This is a genomic window from Kitasatospora sp. NPDC003701 (genome assembly GCF_053587085.1).
In genome coordinates, this window is record NZ_JBSFNM010000046.1 from 1 (window position 1) to 15,807 (window position 15,807).

At 75.2% G+C, this 15,807-nt stretch carries 14 protein-coding genes and 1 rRNA gene; 12 read left to right on the plus strand and 3 right to left on the minus strand.

Annotated features, from left to right (window positions below; translation table 11 throughout):
- The 10 genes from rrf to ACWDRR_RS31745 form a co-directional block, all read left to right on the plus strand.
- Window positions 1–75: ribosomal RNA gene (gene rrf / locus ACWDRR_RS31700) — 5S ribosomal RNA — on the plus strand; the annotation flags it as partial.
- Between the two features lie 236 nt (window positions 76–311).
- Window positions 312–1,721, plus strand: coding sequence for a sensor histidine kinase (locus tag ACWDRR_RS31705; protein ID WP_449775698.1), 1,410 nt, complete (start codon window positions 312–314; stop codon window positions 1,719–1,721).
- Entirely contained in the window at window positions 1,673–2,338 is a 666-nt protein-coding gene (locus tag ACWDRR_RS31710) for a response regulator transcription factor (protein ID WP_449775699.1), read from the plus strand. The genes ACWDRR_RS31705 and ACWDRR_RS31710 overlap by 49 nt, the downstream gene beginning before the upstream one ends.
- Before the next feature lie 233 nt (window positions 2,339–2,571).
- Window positions 2,572–4,146 carry a DUF2637 domain-containing protein gene (locus ACWDRR_RS31715; RefSeq protein WP_449775700.1) on the plus strand — a complete coding sequence of 525 codons (1,575 nt, stop codon included), beginning with the start codon at window positions 2,572–2,574 and terminating at the stop codon, window positions 4,144–4,146.
- 131 nt (window positions 4,147–4,277) lie between these two features.
- Window positions 4,278–5,567 carry a DUF6986 family protein gene (locus ACWDRR_RS31720; RefSeq protein ID WP_449775701.1) on the plus strand — a complete coding sequence of 430 codons (1,290 nt, stop codon included), beginning with the start codon at window positions 4,278–4,280 and terminating at the stop codon, window positions 5,565–5,567.
- A gap of 150 nt (window positions 5,568–5,717) precedes the next feature.
- Entirely contained in the window at window positions 5,718–6,374 is a 657-nt protein-coding gene (locus ACWDRR_RS31725; protein ID WP_449775745.1) for a YigZ family protein, read from the plus strand.
- 213 nt (window positions 6,375–6,587) lie between these two features.
- Window positions 6,588–6,902 carry a cupin domain-containing protein gene (locus tag ACWDRR_RS31730; RefSeq protein WP_449775702.1) on the plus strand — a complete coding sequence of 105 codons (315 nt, stop codon included), beginning with the start codon at window positions 6,588–6,590 and terminating at the stop codon, window positions 6,900–6,902.
- Window positions 6,903–7,174: 272 nt separating this feature from the next.
- Window positions 7,175–8,875, plus strand: coding sequence for a hypothetical protein (locus ACWDRR_RS31735; protein WP_449775703.1), 1,701 nt, complete (start codon window positions 7,175–7,177; stop codon window positions 8,873–8,875).
- 113 nt (window positions 8,876–8,988) lie between these two features.
- Window positions 8,989–10,686 carry a restriction endonuclease gene (locus ACWDRR_RS31740; protein WP_449775704.1) on the plus strand — a complete coding sequence of 566 codons (1,698 nt, stop codon included), beginning with the start codon at window positions 8,989–8,991 and terminating at the stop codon, window positions 10,684–10,686.
- Between the two features lie 338 nt (window positions 10,687–11,024).
- Window positions 11,025–11,780, plus strand: a complete 756-nt coding sequence (locus tag ACWDRR_RS31745; protein WP_449775746.1) for a ZIP family metal transporter — start codon at window positions 11,025–11,027, stop codon at window positions 11,778–11,780.
- A 37-nt stretch (window positions 11,781–11,817) separates the two neighbouring features.
- Here the strand turns inward: ACWDRR_RS31745 and ACWDRR_RS31750 are convergent, their stop codons facing one another.
- The gene (locus tag ACWDRR_RS31750; RefSeq protein WP_449775705.1) at window positions 11,818–12,732 is read right to left on the minus strand and encodes a LysR substrate-binding domain-containing protein; all 915 of its coding nucleotides are present in this window, start codon (window positions 12,730–12,732) and stop codon (window positions 11,818–11,820) included.
- Between the two features lie 106 nt (window positions 12,733–12,838).
- On the opposite strand from ACWDRR_RS31750, the gene ACWDRR_RS31755 reads away from it, so the two are divergent.
- Window positions 12,839–13,780, plus strand: coding sequence for an EamA family transporter (locus tag ACWDRR_RS31755; RefSeq protein WP_449775747.1), 942 nt, complete (start codon window positions 12,839–12,841; stop codon window positions 13,778–13,780).
- Here the strand turns inward: ACWDRR_RS31755 and ACWDRR_RS31760 are convergent.
- Window positions 13,671–14,261, minus strand: a complete 591-nt coding sequence (locus tag ACWDRR_RS31760; protein ID WP_449775706.1) for a MarR family winged helix-turn-helix transcriptional regulator — start codon at window positions 14,259–14,261, stop codon at window positions 13,671–13,673. The two genes, ACWDRR_RS31755 and ACWDRR_RS31760, sit on opposite strands and share 110 nt — an antisense overlap.
- A 179-nt stretch (window positions 14,262–14,440) precedes the next feature.
- Here ACWDRR_RS31760 and ACWDRR_RS31765 point away from each other — a divergent pair, with 179 nt between their 5' ends.
- Window positions 14,441–14,776: a DUF2218 domain-containing protein gene (locus ACWDRR_RS31765; RefSeq protein ID WP_449775707.1), complete on the plus strand. Its 336-nt coding sequence runs from the start codon at window positions 14,441–14,443 to the stop codon at window positions 14,774–14,776.
- 43 nt (window positions 14,777–14,819) lie between these two features.
- On the opposite strand, the gene ACWDRR_RS31770 is transcribed toward ACWDRR_RS31765, so the two are convergent.
- A complete protein-coding gene (locus tag ACWDRR_RS31770; RefSeq protein WP_449775708.1) occupies window positions 14,820–15,452 on the minus strand; it encodes a phosphatase PAP2 family protein in 633 nt (210 codons plus the stop codon).
- Between the last annotated feature and the right edge of the window lie 355 nt (window positions 15,453–15,807).

A 15,807-nucleotide genomic window follows, 5' to 3' on the forward strand; every position in this document is an offset into this window, starting at 1 on the left:
AACCCGGAAGCTAAGCCTCACAGCGCCGATGGTACTGCAGGGGGGACCCTGTGGGAGAGTAGGACGCCGCCGAACAATCATTGTGAAGAACCCCCCGATCCATCCGGATCGGGGGGTTCTTTGCGTTCCCGGGCCATTCGTTCCGGAACCCGTTCCGGTAGGGCCTGCCGGGCCGGTTCGGCAGGTGCGGAAATGGCGTCCGGAGGTGGTGCTAGGTCCACCCCGGAATCGGGGTGGGACGGCCAGTGCCGCGTCGGTGCGATCCGGGGACACTGGAACGACGACGATCGGTACCGGCCTCAGGAGCATCCGTGACAGCAGCGAGTCGAACGAGCGGCGCGAGCGTGCGCGCCCAGACCGAGGCCGCCTTCACCGCGGGCGGTCGCGGCCTGGTCCGGCTGGCGCTGCTGGTGCTGGGGGCGGTGCCGACCGTGGCGCTGCCCCTCCTGGCCGCGTTCTTCGCCGGCGGGTCGGTCGCGTCGATGCTGGACCCCTACTACCTGGCCACCCCGCTCGCTCTGGCCGCGGCAGCCGTCGCGGGCTCGTCCGTCGCCGGCCTGCTGGTGCGCCGGGTCGCGAACCGGACGCGTGGCCGGCTCGGCCGCTGGTACGGGCTCCGGATGCCGGTCGAGTACACCCCCCGGCCGGCGCTGGAGCGGGACGAGCGCGGTCACTGGTGGACGGGGTACTCGTACCACCGGTCCCACGCCGTCGCGAGGCTCGCCCAGCTGCTGCACTGGGCGGCCCGGGACCAGGCCACCCGGTCGGAGATCGCCTGGCTGGTGATCAGCCCGGTGGCCGCGGGCGTACTGGCCCTGCCGGTGGGCGGTCTGCTGCTGGGCGGGGCGGCCTACGCGGCGACCGCGCCGGGGGACCCCCGGGCGTACGGGCCGATCGACCCGGGCGGTGCCTCGCCGCTGGTCTCGGTCGCCCTGGGGCTGCTGCTGATGGGGCTCGGAGTGCTGCTGGCGCCGTACGCCGTGCGCGGGTACCTGGAGCTGGCCCGTCGCGTGCTGGACCAGGACGGCCGGGCCTCGCACGCCCAGCTGACCAAGCGGGTGGCGGAGCTGACCGAGACCCGGGCCGACGCGGTCGGCAACCAGGCGGCCGAACTGCGCCGGATCGAGCGGGACCTGCACGACGGCGCCCAGGCCCGGCTGGTCGCGATCGGGATGACCCTCGGCACGATCGAGCACCTGATGGAGACCGACCCGGCGGCCGCCCGCGAGCTCCTCTCCGAGGCCCGGCAGTCCTCGGCCCGGGCGCTCCAGGAACTGCGCGACCTCGTCCGCGGCATTCACCCGCCGGTCCTCGCCGAGCGTGGACTGGGCGACGCGGTACGGGCGTTGGCGCTGGACAGCGCGCTGCCGACCGAGGTGTGCGTGAGCCTGCCGGACCGCCCGTCGGCGCCGGTGGAGGCGGCCGTCTACTTCAGCATCTGCGAGCTGATGGCCAACGCGGCCAAGCACTCGGGCGCGGAGCAGGTCTGGGTGGACATCCTGTACCGGGCCGGCACCCTGCGGGTCACGGTGACGGACGACGGTGTCGGCGTGGCGGATCCCACCCGGGGCACCGGCCTGCGCGGGATCGAGCGGCGATTGGGTACCTTCGACGGTGTCCTCGCCATCGACAGCACGTCGGGCGGTCCGACCACCATCACCCTGGAGCTGCCGTGCGAGTTGTCCTCGCCGAGGATCTCTACCTCCTTCGCGAAGGCCTGATCCGGCTGCTGGAAGCCCATGGCTTCACCATCGCGGCGGCGGTCGAGACCGGCCCGGAACTGCTGGACGCGCTGCTGACGCACCGTCCGGACGTGGCCGTGGTCGATGTCCGGCTGCCGCCGACGCTCACCGACGAGGGCCTGCAGGCCGCGCTCCACGCGCGCCGGGAGATCCCGGGCCTGCCGGTACTGGTCCTCTCGCAGCACGTGCAGCAGCTGTACGCGCGGGAGCTGCTGGCGGACGGCACCGGTGGCGTCGGCTACCTGTTGAAGGACCGGGTGTTCAACGCCGACCAGTTCATCGACGCGGTCCGCCGGGTGGCGGCCGGCGGTACGGCGATGGACCCGGACGTGATCGCGAAGCTGATGCAGAGCACCTCCCGCCGTCCGGGAGCGCTCCAGCGCCTCTCGCCGCGCGAGCGGGAGGTGCTGGAGCTGATGGCCGAGGGCTGTTCCAACTCGGCGATCGCGGCCCGGCTGGTGGTGAGCGACGGTGCGGTGGCGAAGCACATCGCCAACATCTTCACCAAGCTCGGTCTCGCCCCCGCCGACGACGCCAACCGCCGGGTGCAGGCCGTGCTCGCCTATCTCAACGGGACGTCGGAGCGGACGGCCTGACACACCGCCCGGTCGCCCGGCACCCGATGGGCACCCGGTCGACACCGGGTCTGCACCCGGCGGACGCCGGCGGCAGTGACACCCTGGGCTGCGAGAACGCTGAAACAACCGTGCGAGTAAACTCCGGTGGGCCGAGCCCGGAGGCTGCTCAGCCGTCCGGCTCCCCGACCGGTGGGAGCCGGTCGCCGAGGCAGCGCACGGCCGCAGCCGACACCCAGGGGTTGATAGACGTTATGGCACGCCCTCCTCTCACCAAGGCCCACCGGAGCCTGCTCGGCCTGGTCGCCGCCGGGGCCTGCCTGATCTCGGGCATCGGCTTCGCGGGTTCGTACAACGCGGTGCGGGAGCTGGCCTCCGAGAAGGGTTTCGGCGCCTTCTCCTACGCCTTCCCGATCGGTGTCGACGCGGGCATCGTCGTCCTGCTCGCGCTGGACCTCGTGCTGACCTGGCTTCGCATACCCTTCCCGCTGCTGCGGCAGACGGCCTGGCTGCTGACCGTCGCCACCATCGCGTTCAACGCGGCGGCCTCCTGGGGCGACCCGCTCGGAATGGGCATGCACGCGGTCATCCCGGTGCTCTTCGTGGTCGTCGTCGAGGCCTCCCGGCACGCCGTCGGCCGGATCGCCGCGATCACGGCCGACCGGCACATGGAGTCCGTCCGGCTGATGCGCTGGCTGCTGTCCCCGGTACCGACCTTCCGGCTCTGGCGGCGGATGAAGCTCTGGGAGCTGCGCTCCTACGACGAGGTCGTCCGGCTGGAGCAGAACCGGCTGGTCTACCGGGCGCAGCTGCGCTTCCGCTACGGGCGCGGCTGGCGCCGCTCGGCGCCGATCCAGGCGCTGCTGCCGTTGAAGCTGGCCAAGTACGGGGTGCCGCTGGACCCGGCGCTGCTGGACCGGCTGGACGAGGAGTCCCGCGAGACCAAGGAGCTGCGCGAGGGCCGGCCGCCGGCTGCCGCGATCCCGTCGGCCGCCGCCGGTGGAGGCCGCCTGCCGAAGCAACAGCAGCAGCCCGAGCAGTCCCGGCAGCCCGAGCAGCCCCAGCCTGTACAGCCCGAGCCTGTCCAGCCCCAGTCCGAGCAGCCCCGGCCCGAGGCGGCCGCGCCCGCCGTGGCGCCGGTGCCCGCCGAGGTGGCCGCGCCGATGCTCGCCAAGCTCGCGGCGGTGCGGCTGCGGGCCTCGCAGGAGCCGGCCGGGGTGGAGGAGCAGGCTCCGCCGCAGCCCCGGGAGGAACTGAACGTCTGGACCGAGCGTCCGGTGCGGACCACGGGACCCCAGGGGGACGGCTCCCCGGGCGGCCGGGTGCCGGGTCAGGCCTCGCCCTGGTTCAAGCCGCCGCGGCCGTCCGCTCCCGAGCCCGCCCCCCGGTCCGGCCCGGTGGCGGCGGCCCCTGCCACCGTGCAGGCCGTACCCCAGGGCGGTCCGCAGGCAGGTCCGGACGGCGCCGGGTACGCGGACTTCCCGCCGGAGCCCGGTTACGCCCAGGACGCCGAGTACGCCGATGCCGCCGAGTACCCGCGGGAGGAGGGCTTCGCCCCGGAGGCGGACGCCGCGCGGGCCCCCGGCCGCGAGGACGACTCCGCTCCGCGTCCGGCGCCGTCGCGGCTCGACCCCGAGCTCTGCTACGCGGCACTGGTCAGCTACATCGACACCTTCGACCACCAGCCCGACCCGCAGCGCCTCGCGGACTGGCTGACCAAGGAGTACGGCGTGGCCGGTACCCGGCCGGACGGCTCGGTGCACCCCAAGGACGTCGCCGAGCTCTTCCCCGAGCTGCGCGACCGCTACGCCGCCGCCGGGAGGGACTGACCCGCCGACCCCGCCCGGGAGCCGTGCTCCTGCCCGTCCACCGCTCGGTCGGCCATTGACGCCCGACCCCGGCGGGGCTACCTTCGCCTCAACAAACTGTTGAAGCGCTGGTTCGGCACGGAGGAGTACGGATGTCGCAGGTCGAGGTGGACGGTACCGGGCCGGCGGGCGGAGCTTCGTTCTCCGAGGCGGCCCGTGCCGCCGTGGACGCTCTCCTCGCCCCGGTCGACGCCGACCTGGCCCGCCGCTACCCGGGTGACTCCGGCAGCCGGCAGCCGGTGCACACCGTGTACGTCCCGGCCGACGTCTTCGACGCCGACACCGTCCGCGACTGGGGCCGCCGGGCACTGGAGGCCTTCGACACCCACGCCGGCACCCCGGCCGCCCTGGCCGGAGCACTCGCGGTGGCGGACGACGCGCTGCTCGCCGACGTGCACGCCCGGGTCCGCGCCAAGCTGGAGCGGGAGCCGATCGAGGACCTCCGGATCGACTTCGAGGACGGCTACGGCCCCCGCCCCGACGCCGAGGAGGACGCGGCCGCCGTCCGGACCGCCGAGCTGATCGCGGCCGCGGTGGCGGACGGCAGCGCCCCGCCGTACATCGGCATCCGGATCAAGTGCATGGAGGCGGCCGTCCGCGACCGCGGCATCCGCACCCTGGAGCTGTTCCTGACCACCCTGCTGGCCACCGGAGGCCTGCCCGAGGGGCTGGTGCTGACGCTGCCCAAGGTGACCTACGCCGAGCAGGTCACCGCGCTGGTCCGGCTGCTGGCGGACTTCGAGCGCTCGGCCGGGCTGCCGGCCGGCCGGATCGGCTTCGAGATCCAGATCGAGACCACCCAGGCCATCCTCGGTCCCGACGGCCGGGCCACCGTCGCCCGGATGATCGAGGCGGCCGAGGGGCGGGCCACCGGTCTGCACTACGGGACCTTCGACTACAGCGCCTCCTGCGGGGTCAGCGCCGCCTACCAGAGCATGGACCACCCGGCCGCCGACCACGCGAAGGCGGTGATGCAGGTGGCCGCCGCCGGTACCGGCGTCCGGCTCTCCGACGGCTCCACCAACGTCATCCCGACCGGGTCCACCGAGCAGGTGCACGCCGCCTGGAAGCTCCACCACGACCTGGTCCGCCGCTCGCTGGCCCGCGCGTACTACCAGGGCTGGGACATGCACCCGGCGCACCTGCCGACCCGCTACGTCGCCGTCTACTCCTTCTACCGCGAGGGCCTGGTGGCCGCTGCCGCCCGGCTGGCGGCGTACGTCGCCAAGGCCGGCGGCGACGTGATGGACGAGCCCGCGACCGCCCGGGCGCTCAGCGGCTACGTGCTGCGCGGGCTGGACTGCGGTGCGGTCGACCTCGCCGAGGTCGTCTCGCTCACCGGCCTGGACCGCGCCCGGCTGGACGCGCTGGCCGGCCGCTGACCGGCTCCCGGTCGGCCGACGGTCGGCTCCCGGTCGGCCACTGACCGGCCGCCGACCGCTCCGGCGGGCAACTAGGCTGGCGGCACCACCCCGAACCACATCGGGGTGGTGCCGCCAGCCTTCGCCGTCTCCCGGGAGAACCGCCGCACCATGTCCGCCACGCCGGAGCCGACCCCGAGGCAGTACCTGACCATCCGGCACGCGGGCAGCCACGAGATCGAGATCAAGAAGTCCCGCTTCATCTGCCACCTCGCCCGGGTCACCGACGAGGACGAGGCGCAGGCGTTCATCGCGGGCATCCGCAAGCAGTACTGGGACGCGCGGCACAACTGCACCGCCTTCGTGGTCGGCGACGAACAGCGGCGCGAGCGGTCCAGCGACGACGGGGAGCCCGGCGGCACGGCCGGCGTGCCGATGCTGGAGGTGCTGCGCCGGCGCGGGCTGACCGACACGGTGGCCGTGGTGACCAGGTACTTCGGTGGGATCAAGCTCGGTGCCGGCGGCCTGGTCCGCGCCTACGGGAACGCGGTGTCGGAGGCGGTGGACGCGGTCGGCCTGCTGGAGCGGCGACCGGTGGCGCTGCTCGCGGTCGCGGCGGACCACACCCGGGCCGGTCGGGTCGAGAACGACCTGCGGGCGGCCGGGTACACGGTGAGCGACCTGGCGTACGAGGCGGCCGGGGTGCGGATCGAGGTCGGGGTGCCGGAGCCCGAGGTGGCGGAGTTCCACACCTGGTTGGCGGAGGCGACCGGCGGTACCGCGGTGGCGGTGGCGGCGGGCCGCACGTATGTCGAGGTACCGGTCTGAGCGCGGCACCCGCGCCACCGGTCCGACCGCGACACCCGCGCCACCGGTCCGGGCGGGCGCCCCGGCGACGGGGCGCGGGCGCGCGGTGCCGTCGGGCCGCCGGGCCGGGCCGAGGGTTCCGGACAGACTTTCGGACAGATCGGGTCGGCCGGTTTCCGGCCCTGCCGCACCTGCCTAGCCTGGGCGGATCGTCGACCAGGAGGCCGAGTCGAGATGCCCGTCGTCCAGACCGTCACCCTGCCCCCGGGCGCCAGTACCGGCTGGCACTACCACCCGGGCCGGGTCGACGTGGTGGTGCTCTCCGGGACGCTGACCCGGACCCTGCACGACGGCCGGGTCGAGGTCAGCCGCGCGGGCGAGTCGCTGGTCGAGGAGGCGGGGCCGGTCCACGTCCACGTCGGCCGCAACCACGGGACCGTCCCCGTGGTGCTGATCGCCGGCTACGACGTCCCGGAGGGCTGCCCGCTGGCGGTGCCGGTCGCCGAGCCGGAGTGGAGCCGCAGCGGCGCCGGGGCCGCCGAGGGCTGAGCCCGGCCGCAGCAGATGCCGGCCCGGCTCGGCGGGCGGCTTGAGCAGATTCACTCGAACGTATTGACGTGGCCCGGAGTTGGAACTTCCGCTCCGGGTAGTGGCGTTTCCTGGGCAAGGATCCGGCAGAACCGGACGAACACACCCCCATCGATGGAGGACGACAGACCCCACCACCGCACCACGGAGGTATGCGCATGACCTCGGACCGCTCTTCGTCGCCCGCCCGTGCCGGTCTGCCCGGCCCCAGGGGCCCTGCGACGCCCTATCGGATGACCGTCACCACCGCGCTCCCGCACGCCGACGCGGTGGCCCTGGCCGACCAGCGCCTCGCCGCCTGGCTGAAGCACGAGGGCTGCGAGGAGCCACCACCGGTCGCCCACCGGCCCGTCGCCGCCGAGGCCGCCGAGATCCCTGCCGAGCGCCTGCGCCTGGGCGGCCGGGTCCTGCTCGACCGCGACGGCGGTCCGCTGCGCGGGGGCACCGGCGCCGGTCGCTACGACCGGCGCCGGCTGCGCACCCCGGCCCCGCACGGCACCCACCAGCTGACCCTGACCATGGCGACCGGGGCCGAGGGCCGCACCTGGGTCCGGTTGGAGGCCGAGACGCACACCACCGGCAGCGGGGTGCGGACGCCGTGCCGGGTGCCGGTGCCCGAACTCGCGAGCAGCCTGCTGCCACTGCTCGACGCCGCCGACGGCCCGGCCGCCGTCCAGGCGGCGCCACGGGTGCTGACCGCCGCCGACGTCGACGGCCTCATCGACGAACTCTGCGACCCGGAGCGCCGGCTGCCCACCGTGGTGGCCAGCGTCCCGGTCAACCACCCCCTCGACGCCTGGGTGGAGGACGTCGTCCGTCCGCTCTGCCGGCAACTGCCCGGCCTCGCCACCGTCTACGTGCTGGATCCGGGTGCCCGCACCGAGTTCAACGTCGCGCTGGAGTACCACACCGTGTACGGCGGTGCGGTGCGCACCTATCTGCCCGAGGTCGATCCGGCCTCCCGGCAGGACGGTGCCCGGCACCCGGTGCTGGCCCGCCACCGGATCGAGGAGGACCTCCGCCGGGCGGCCGGTCTGCTGGCCCGCGAACCGCGCCGGCTCGCCGCCGAGCAGCCGCTGCCCCCGCCCTTGGCCGCCGTCCCGGTCCTGCGGGTGCCCGCGCCCGCGGTCCGCGCGGGCACCGGCCCGGACGACGCCGGCGCCCTGGCGGCGCTCGCCCACGAGGAGCTGCAAGACCACGCCGAGCAGCAGGCCAGGGCCGACGAGCTGGAGCGGGTGCGGCACAGCCTGCGCCGGGAGCGCCGGGGCCGCCGGCTGCCGCTGCCGGTCGACGAGCCGTCCGGCGGGTCGGCCGCCGGACTGCGCCGCGGCGTTCAGGCCCGGGGGCTGGCCGGCCGGCACTGCGTCAGCCCCGGGAGTGCGGGCGGCCGGCGCCCCGTCGCACCCGGAGCCGTCGGCCGCCCGGGCACACCGGGCCTTCCGGTGGCGCCGGACAGCTTCACCGAACTGATGGCCAGGTTGGGCGAGTTCCCGCTGCTCACCTTCACCGGGGACCAGAAGAGCGCGCTCGCCCTGGACGACCTGCGGTGCACCGGGGCCGGTTGGGCCCGGCTCACCTGGGACGGCCTGACGGCCCTTCAGGAGTACGCCGAGGCCGCGGTGCGCGGCGAGGCGGGCGGTGACTTCAAGCAGTGGTGCGAGCACACCCCGGCCGGCTGCCACCGCTTCCCGCCCCGCAAGGCGGTGCGCGGGGAGTCGCGGACGGTCTTCAGCCACACCAAGTGGAAACGCGAGCGGATGCTGCCGGTGCCGGAGTGCGTGGACGTCTCCCGGCGGGCGTTCATGGGCGCACACCTGCGGATCGGCGGCGGGCGCACGGCTCCCCGGCTGCACTACCTCGACGACTGTTCCGGCAGTGGCCGGATCTATGTCGGCTACATCGGCCTGCACCTGACCAACACCCGGACCAACTGAGAGGCTTGGCTGACCGGTGCACCCGTTCGGTGGACAATGTCCGGCAGGGGCGGTCCGCGGGCTCGCCGGCCGCCCCGGGCAGGCGCCGGACGAGCATGGGGGAACGACGACCGATGCAGTACTCAGCAGACGGCCAGCCCGAGGGCACTGTCATGGCCCCCCAACCCGGCTTCCTGGCCTCGGTCTTCCGCGACCTCGGGGTCACCGGCCCGGACGGATCCTCCGGCCCCGAGGGATCGTTCGGCCCCGACGGACCGTACGGGCCCGACGGGTCACCGGGCTCGTCGGACCGTACGGGTCCGGCGGCCGGCCGGCCGGGCGGTGAGGACGGCGGGGACGGCGGGGACGAGTCGGTCGCCGCGCACGCCCGGGCCGCCGCGCTGACCCACCACCGCACGGTCACCGTCCGGGCCGAGCACGACCGGCTGGCCGACCTGCTGCGGCGGGCCGCGCTGCCCGTCTCGGCGATGGACTTCGAGAGCCAGCTCCGCCACTACGAGCCCAGGCCGTACCCGGCCGGCGGCCCGGGCGGTGGCGACGCCGCCGACGCCGAACCGCGTTGGGAGGACTACGCGCCCGCCGGGCCGGTCGGCGCCGGCCCCGACGAGCCACCGACCAGGCGACTGCTGGACTCCGGCTTCCAGCGCGAGCTGGCCCAGGCACGGCTCACCCACCAGCGCGCCCTTCGGGAGTGGCGCACCCGGCACGCCGAGGCCGGCCGCCCGGCCGAGGACGAGTCGCGGCGGGCCCACGAGCAGGCCGAGCAGGCCAGGGCGCGCGCGGTCCGCGAGTACAACGAGACCCTGGAGGAGTGCCGGCGGGCGTACCGGCTGGCCGAGCCGGCCGCCGTCGAGTCCCTCCTGGAGCGGGCGCTGGCCGCGGCCGAGACGGCCACCCAGGACCTGCCCGCGCCCTGCCGGGCCGTCTTCCGGCCGCTCACCCGCACCGCCGTGCTCGACCTCGACCTGCCGGCCCTCGACCTGGTGCCCTCGCTGAGCGGCTACCGGCTCGCCCCGGACGGCGAGATCCTCCCGGTGCCGCGCCCGCCCGCCGACCGGGCCACCGACTACCTGCGGCTGGTCGCCCGGCTGGCGCTGCGCGCGCTGCAGGCCGCCGACGCCGTCGACACCGACGAGATACTGGCCGGCGTCGTGCTGAACGGCTGGCTGCGTGAGACCGACGGGGCGGAGCCGCTCTGCCTGGTGAGCGTGGACGCCGACCGCGACGCCCTCGCCCGGACCAGGCTGCTGCCGGCGGCCGCCCCCTACGAGGACCACGACGGCGAGGGCGTCTACGCGGACGCCGAACAGGACGAGGCACTGGTCCGGCTGCGCCAGCTCGGCGCCGCCGTGACCCCCGACCCCTACGCCCGGGCGGGCGTCGAACCGGCCGCCCTGGCGGGCGCCACCGTGCCGTCCGCACCGGACCTCTCGGCCAACGAGTTCGCCCAGCTGGTCCGCGAGCTGCTCACCCGCGGCGGGCTGGAACAGTGGAGCGTGCGGCTGCGCGGTCCGGCGGGCCTGGTCGCCACCGGGGAGGGGGCGGCGGGGAGCGCGCTGCCCGGACGCTGGGTGGTCTGGGCCTCCCGCGGCGCCGGGTCGGTGGGCGAGGAGGAGATCAGGACGCTGGCGGAGGCCGTCCGCGAGGAGTCCGCCGAGCGCGGTCTGCGACTGACCACCGGCCGGTTCACCGACGAGGCGCTCGACCTCACCGGCGGGGACGGCCATCAGCACATCCATCTGGTGGACGGCGACGGCGTGCGCGAGCTCGCCCGCACCCACCTCGGGCTGCCGCTCGCCTCCGGGCACTGAGCCGGGGCGCTGCCGCCGGGGCGCTCGCCGACTCGTGACCCGGACAGGCGGGCGCAGGCAGGTGGGCAGGCTCTGCCCGGCGGGCCTGCGGCTCACCCTCCCGGCCCGCCCGGCGGGCGGCGCCCCGGGCAGCGGGCGAGGCTGGGGGCGCGGGCGCGGGGGTGACCGGGCCCGGCCGGACGGCGGAGCCCGACGCGGGCCCTCCGGCTCCGGCCGGTGGTTGGCCCCGGGGACGCCCGGCATGCCCGGGACGCGGGGGAGGCGGGAGAGATGGGCACGGTGTCCGGTACGGGGGAGGTGCGGTGACCGCGATCCTGGTCGCCGCCGGAGCGTTCCTGATGACGCTGATCGGTGGCTACGTCGCCCAGCGCACCGGCGACCGCCGCCATCTGGTGCTCGGGTTCGCCGCCGGGCTGATGCTCGGGGTGGTGGCCTTCGATCTGCTGCCGGAGGCACTGCACCAGGCCCCCGAGGAGATCCACGGCGTGCCGCAGGCGCTGCTGATGTTCGCGGCCGGGTTCCTGGCGATCCACGTCGTCGAGCGGGCGGTCGCCATCCACCGCGGCCACGAGGGCGAGTACGCGGCGCACACCCACGGCCAGCAGCACGCCCACACCCATGCGCACACCCACCGGCCGACCGCCGACGGGACACCGGCACCGGGGATCGGCCTGACCGCCGCCCTGGCCCTGGTCGGCCACAGCGTGATGGACGGCTTCGCGATCGGCGCGGCCTTCCAGGCGGGCACCACGGTCGGGACGGTGGTCGCGGTCGCCGTCGTGGCACACGACTTCGCCGACGGCTTCAACACCTACACGATCACCCGGCTGTACGGGAACGACCGCCGACGGGCGCTGACCCTGCTGGCGGCCGACGCGCTGGCACCGGTGACCGGCGCCGCGATCACCCTGCTGTTCACCATCCCCGAGCAGTTGCTCGGTCTCTACCTCGGGTTCTTCGCCGGGTTCCTGCTCTACCTGGCGACCTCCGACATCCTCCCCGAGGCGCACAGCCCGCACCCCTCGCGGGCCACCCTGCTCTGCACCATCCTCGGGGTGGGCTTCATGTGGCTGGTGATCGGGTTCGCCGGCTGACCGGTCAGCCGCAGAGCAGGTCAGCCGGTCGGCCCGCTCATCCTGATTGCCCGCTGAGAGCCGCCCAGCGGGCCTGCATCGCGGCCAGCGCCTCGGTGATCGCCGGGCGCCGGGAGGCCTGGGCGCGCCAGAGCGCGAACACCCGCCGGGTGGGTTCCGGCACGACCGGGCGGGCGACCACCTCCGGCGGCAGCGCGCCCCGGCCGAGCCGCGGCACCAGACCGATCCCCAGCCCCGCCGCGATCAGCGCGATCTGGGTCTCGAACTCGCCGACCTGATAGCGCACGTCGGGCTCCTCGCCGGCCTCGCGCAGCGTGCGGACCAGCCAGTCGTGGCAGATGTTGCCCGGCGGCACGCTGATCCAGCGCTGCCCGCAGAGCCGCGCCACCGGGACCGCGGCCGCCCCGGCCAACGGGTGCGCGGCGGGCAGCAGCAGGTCCACCGGATCCGGGCCGAAGTCCAGTCGGGCCAGGCCGTCCTGCACCGGCAGCGGCACCGTCGGCCAGTCCTGGACCAGCGCCAGGTCCACCTCGCCCCGGGCCACCAGCTCGGCCGCCGGGTACGGGTCGCTCTCCAGCAGCCGGACGTCCAGGTCGGGGCAGCGCTCGCGCAGGTCGGCGAGGGCGCCCGGCATCAGCCCGCGCGCACCGGTGGCGAAGGCGGCCACCAGAAGCCGCCCGACCGCCTGGCCGCGCTGCTCCTCCAGCCGTACCTCGGCCTGCTCCACCAGCCCCAGCACCGCCTGCGCGGTGCCGGCCAGCTCGCGTGCGGCGTCGGTCAGCACCACGCCCCGGCCCTGACGCTCCAGCAGTACCGTCCGGGTCTCGCGCTCCAGCTTGGCGATCTGCTGCGAGACCGCCGACGGGGTGTACCCGAGCGAGGCCGCCGCCCCGCCGACCGAACCGTGCACGGCCACCGCGTGCAGCGCCCGCAGGCGCCCCAGATCCATCATGCAGCAATGCTAAAGCCTGCACTTCAGAAATCATCGCTGGTGCTACACGGTCGGTGGCGGCCATCCTCGACCCATGACCGCAACACCGGCCGCCTCCGGCGGCAGCATGAGGCCGCGTCACATCGCCCTGGCCGTCCTGGTCGCCGCCGTCTGGGGCCTCAACTTCGTCCTGATCCACGTCGGCCTGGAGAACTTCCCGCCGCTGCTCTTCTGCGCCCTGCGCTTCGCGGTGGTCGCCGTCCCGGCGATCTTCTTCGTCGGCCCGCCCCGAGTCGCCTGGCGGTGGATCCTCGCGGTCGGCCTGGTGCTCGGGGTGGTCAAGTTCGGACTGCTCTTCCTCGGCATGCACGCCGGGATGCCGGCCGGGCTCTCCTCGCTGGTCCTCCAGGGCCAGGCGGTCTTCACCGCGCTGTTCGCCGCGGTCCTGCTACGCGAACGGCCCGGCCCGCAGCGCCTGGCCGGCCTCGGGATCGCCCTCGGCGGCATCGCACTGAGCGCCGTCGACCGCGGCCTCGACGGCCCGGTCGGGGCCTTCGCCCTGGTCGTCCTCGCCGCCGTCGCCTGGGGGCTGTCCAACGTGCTGACCCGCAGGGCCGCTCCGCCGGACGCCCTGCGCTGGATGGTCTGGGTCAGCGCCGTCCCCCCGCTGCCGCTGCTCGCGCTCTCGCTGCTGGTCGAGGGCCCGGACGCCGACCTGCGGGCGCTGCGCGAGCTCACCCCGGCCGGCCTGGGGGCGATCGGGTACGTCGGACTGGTCTCCACCCTGTTCGGCTTCGTCGCCTGGAGCTTCCTGCTGCGCACCTACGACGCCACCGCGGTCGCGCCCTACTCCCTGCTGGTGCCGGTGTTCGGGATGTCCTCGGCCTGGCTGCTGCTCGGTGAGCGGGTCGGCCCGGTGGCCGGCTGCGCCGCGCTGCTGGTGATCGTCGGGATCGGAGTCACCGCGCTGCGCCCGGGGGCGCTGTCCGGCGCGGCGGCGTGGTGGCCGCGTACGCGGTCTCGGCGGAGCGCAGCGCTCGCAGCAGGACGTCCTGGTCGGCCGGGTTGATCGGGCCGAAGTACTCCTGCGCCACCTCGTGGCGGACCTGTCCGATCCGCTCCACCGCGGACCGGCCGGCCGCGGTCAGCACGATCCGTACGGCGCGCCGGTCGGCCGGGTCCGGGGTGCGCTCGACCAGGCCCGCCTCCTCCAACGCGTCCACCACCGTGGTGGCCGAGCGGGGGGCGATGTGCAGCCGCTCCGCCAGGTCGCCCAGGCGCATCGCCCGGTCGGGCAGCTCGCAGCCGGGCGCGTGGGCGAGGGTGCGCAGGGCGCGGCCCTGGCCGGGAGTGATGCCGTAGGGCTCCAGCCGCTCGCTGGTGCGGCGCCGGATCCGCTTGATCGCCCTGGTCATCGCGTCGGCGAGCTCGGCGGCGGTGTCCTGGACGGCGGTGCCGTCCGGGGTGGCGCTGTCGTGGGCGGCGCTGTCCCGGGTGGTGCCGGGGCCGGTGGAGGAGCTCGCCGCGTCGTCGGTCGGCGTGGTGGTCATGGCGGGCTCTCCTCGGCAGATGTTCGACCAAGGGTATCGGCCGGTCCGGGGGCGGGAGCAGGGCATGACCGGCCGCCGGGCGCGGCCCCGAAAAGTTGTTGAGTCTGACTCACTATCTGGGTTAGCTTAGTCTCAAGTGAGGGCACCCTAAGTTCCCTCTCCCGATCTCTGGAGGGCCCGTGCCCCGTTCCGAAGCCCGCGTTGCGACCGACCGGTCCGCCCGCTACGCCAAGCAGCTCGCCGCCCACATGGGGCGCAAGATCGAGACCGACTGGTCGGAGGAGACCGGCCGCGGCACCCTCACCTTCGGCCGGGGCACCGCCACGCTGGAGGCCACGCCCGACGCCCTGCTGCTCGCCGTCGAGGGCGAGACCGAGAACCTGCCGGGCCTGGAGGACGTGGTCGGCCGCCACCTCGTCCGCTTCGGCGCCCGCGACGAACTGGTCGTCGCCTGGCAGCGCGACAGCGGCGAGCCCGGCCTCGTCCAGCGCAACGACGAGCCCGCCGAGGGCTAGCCCGCTCCGGCGTCGCGCGCCCGCCGGACCGGCCGGGCGGGGCCTAGGAGCCGTCGTCCTTCCGGGACACCGGGAGGCGGGCGAGCGCCAGGAGCACCAGCCCGCCGAGGCACCAGCTGGCCACCACGTCCAACAGCCAGTGGTAGTCGCTCCACACCAGCCCGAGGCCGACACCGGTCGCGAGCAGGGCGGCGGCCGCGTGCAGCCGGCGCCGGGCGCGGGCACCGACGGTGCGGGCCAGCAGGAGCGCGGCCACCCCGTAGGAGAGGGTCGCGGTCGCGGTGTGGCCGGACGGGTACCAGCCCCACTGGCCCGGCGCCAGGGGCGCCCCGAACGGCCCCGGCCGGGCGAACCAGGCCTTCGCCGGGACGACCAGCAGCGGGATCAGCCCGGCCGTCAGCACCGCCACCACCGCCGGCAGCCAGGGTCGTGGCAGGCCGGCCCGGCGGGACCGCCAGGCCGCCAGCGCCCCGGCGGCCAGCAGCACCGGGATCGCCGGGACGGAGCCGCCGAGGTCCGACAGGGCCGCGCCGAGATGGTTGAGCAGGGTGCTGTGCAGCTCGTGCCGGGTTTCACGGACGGCGTGCCGGGTCCAGCGGTCCAGGCCGAGCAGCGGTCCGTCGACGGCCACCTGCCAGGAGATCAGCACCAGCGCGGTGGCCGGCAGCACCGGCACGGCCACCGACCCCGCCCGGCCCGTCAGTCGGCCCGGAACGCGAAGTGGCCGCCCCGGAGCAGGGGGGAGAGCTCCGGGGCGGCTCTGATGATCGCCGTTCCGCGCGCCCCGGGGGGTATGGGTCGGACGGTCGGTCGATCGGCCTTCGGTGTGCGCCGCCCCTTCCGGGGTGGCCTGGTTGTCCTCGCGGGCGAACCGCGGGGCCGCCGATGGGGGCGGTGCCGCGGACGGATCCGCCAATGGCTGGGGCTCGCTGTCCATCTGTCATGACACTACGTCAACGGCCGAGCCGCACTGAGGAGCTTCAGCGATTCCGCACAGCATCTTCACCGCCCCGCGGGCGGCGCCCGGTCCG

Excerpts from the sequence above, each read along its gene's own strand:
- ACWDRR_RS31745 (WP_449775746.1), top strand. The coding sequence starts at position 11,025 with ATGACGCTGATCGGTGGCTACGTCGCCCAGCGCACCGGCGACCGCCGC.
- ACWDRR_RS31760 (WP_449775706.1), bottom strand. The coding sequence starts at position 14,261 with ATGACCACCACGCCGACCGACGACGCGGCGAGCTCCTCCACCGGCCCC.
- ACWDRR_RS31755 (WP_449775747.1), top strand. The coding sequence starts at position 12,839 with ATGAGGCCGCGTCACATCGCCCTGGCCGTCCTGGTCGCCGCCGTCTGG.
- ACWDRR_RS31720 (WP_449775701.1), top strand. The coding sequence starts at position 4,278 with ATGTCGCAGGTCGAGGTGGACGGTACCGGGCCGGCGGGCGGAGCTTCG.
- ACWDRR_RS31750 (WP_449775705.1), bottom strand. The coding sequence starts at position 12,732 with ATGATGGATCTGGGGCGCCTGCGGGCGCTGCACGCGGTGGCCGTGCAC.
- ACWDRR_RS31730 (WP_449775702.1), top strand. The coding sequence starts at position 6,588 with ATGCCCGTCGTCCAGACCGTCACCCTGCCCCCGGGCGCCAGTACCGGC.
- ACWDRR_RS31735 (WP_449775703.1), top strand. The coding sequence starts at position 7,175 with ATGACCGTCACCACCGCGCTCCCGCACGCCGACGCGGTGGCCCTGGCC.
- ACWDRR_RS31715 (WP_449775700.1), top strand. The coding sequence starts at position 2,572 with ATGGCACGCCCTCCTCTCACCAAGGCCCACCGGAGCCTGCTCGGCCTG.
- ACWDRR_RS31725 (WP_449775745.1), top strand. The coding sequence starts at position 5,718 with ATGTCCGCCACGCCGGAGCCGACCCCGAGGCAGTACCTGACCATCCGG.
- ACWDRR_RS31740 (WP_449775704.1), top strand. The coding sequence starts at position 8,989 with ATGCAGTACTCAGCAGACGGCCAGCCCGAGGGCACTGTCATGGCCCCC.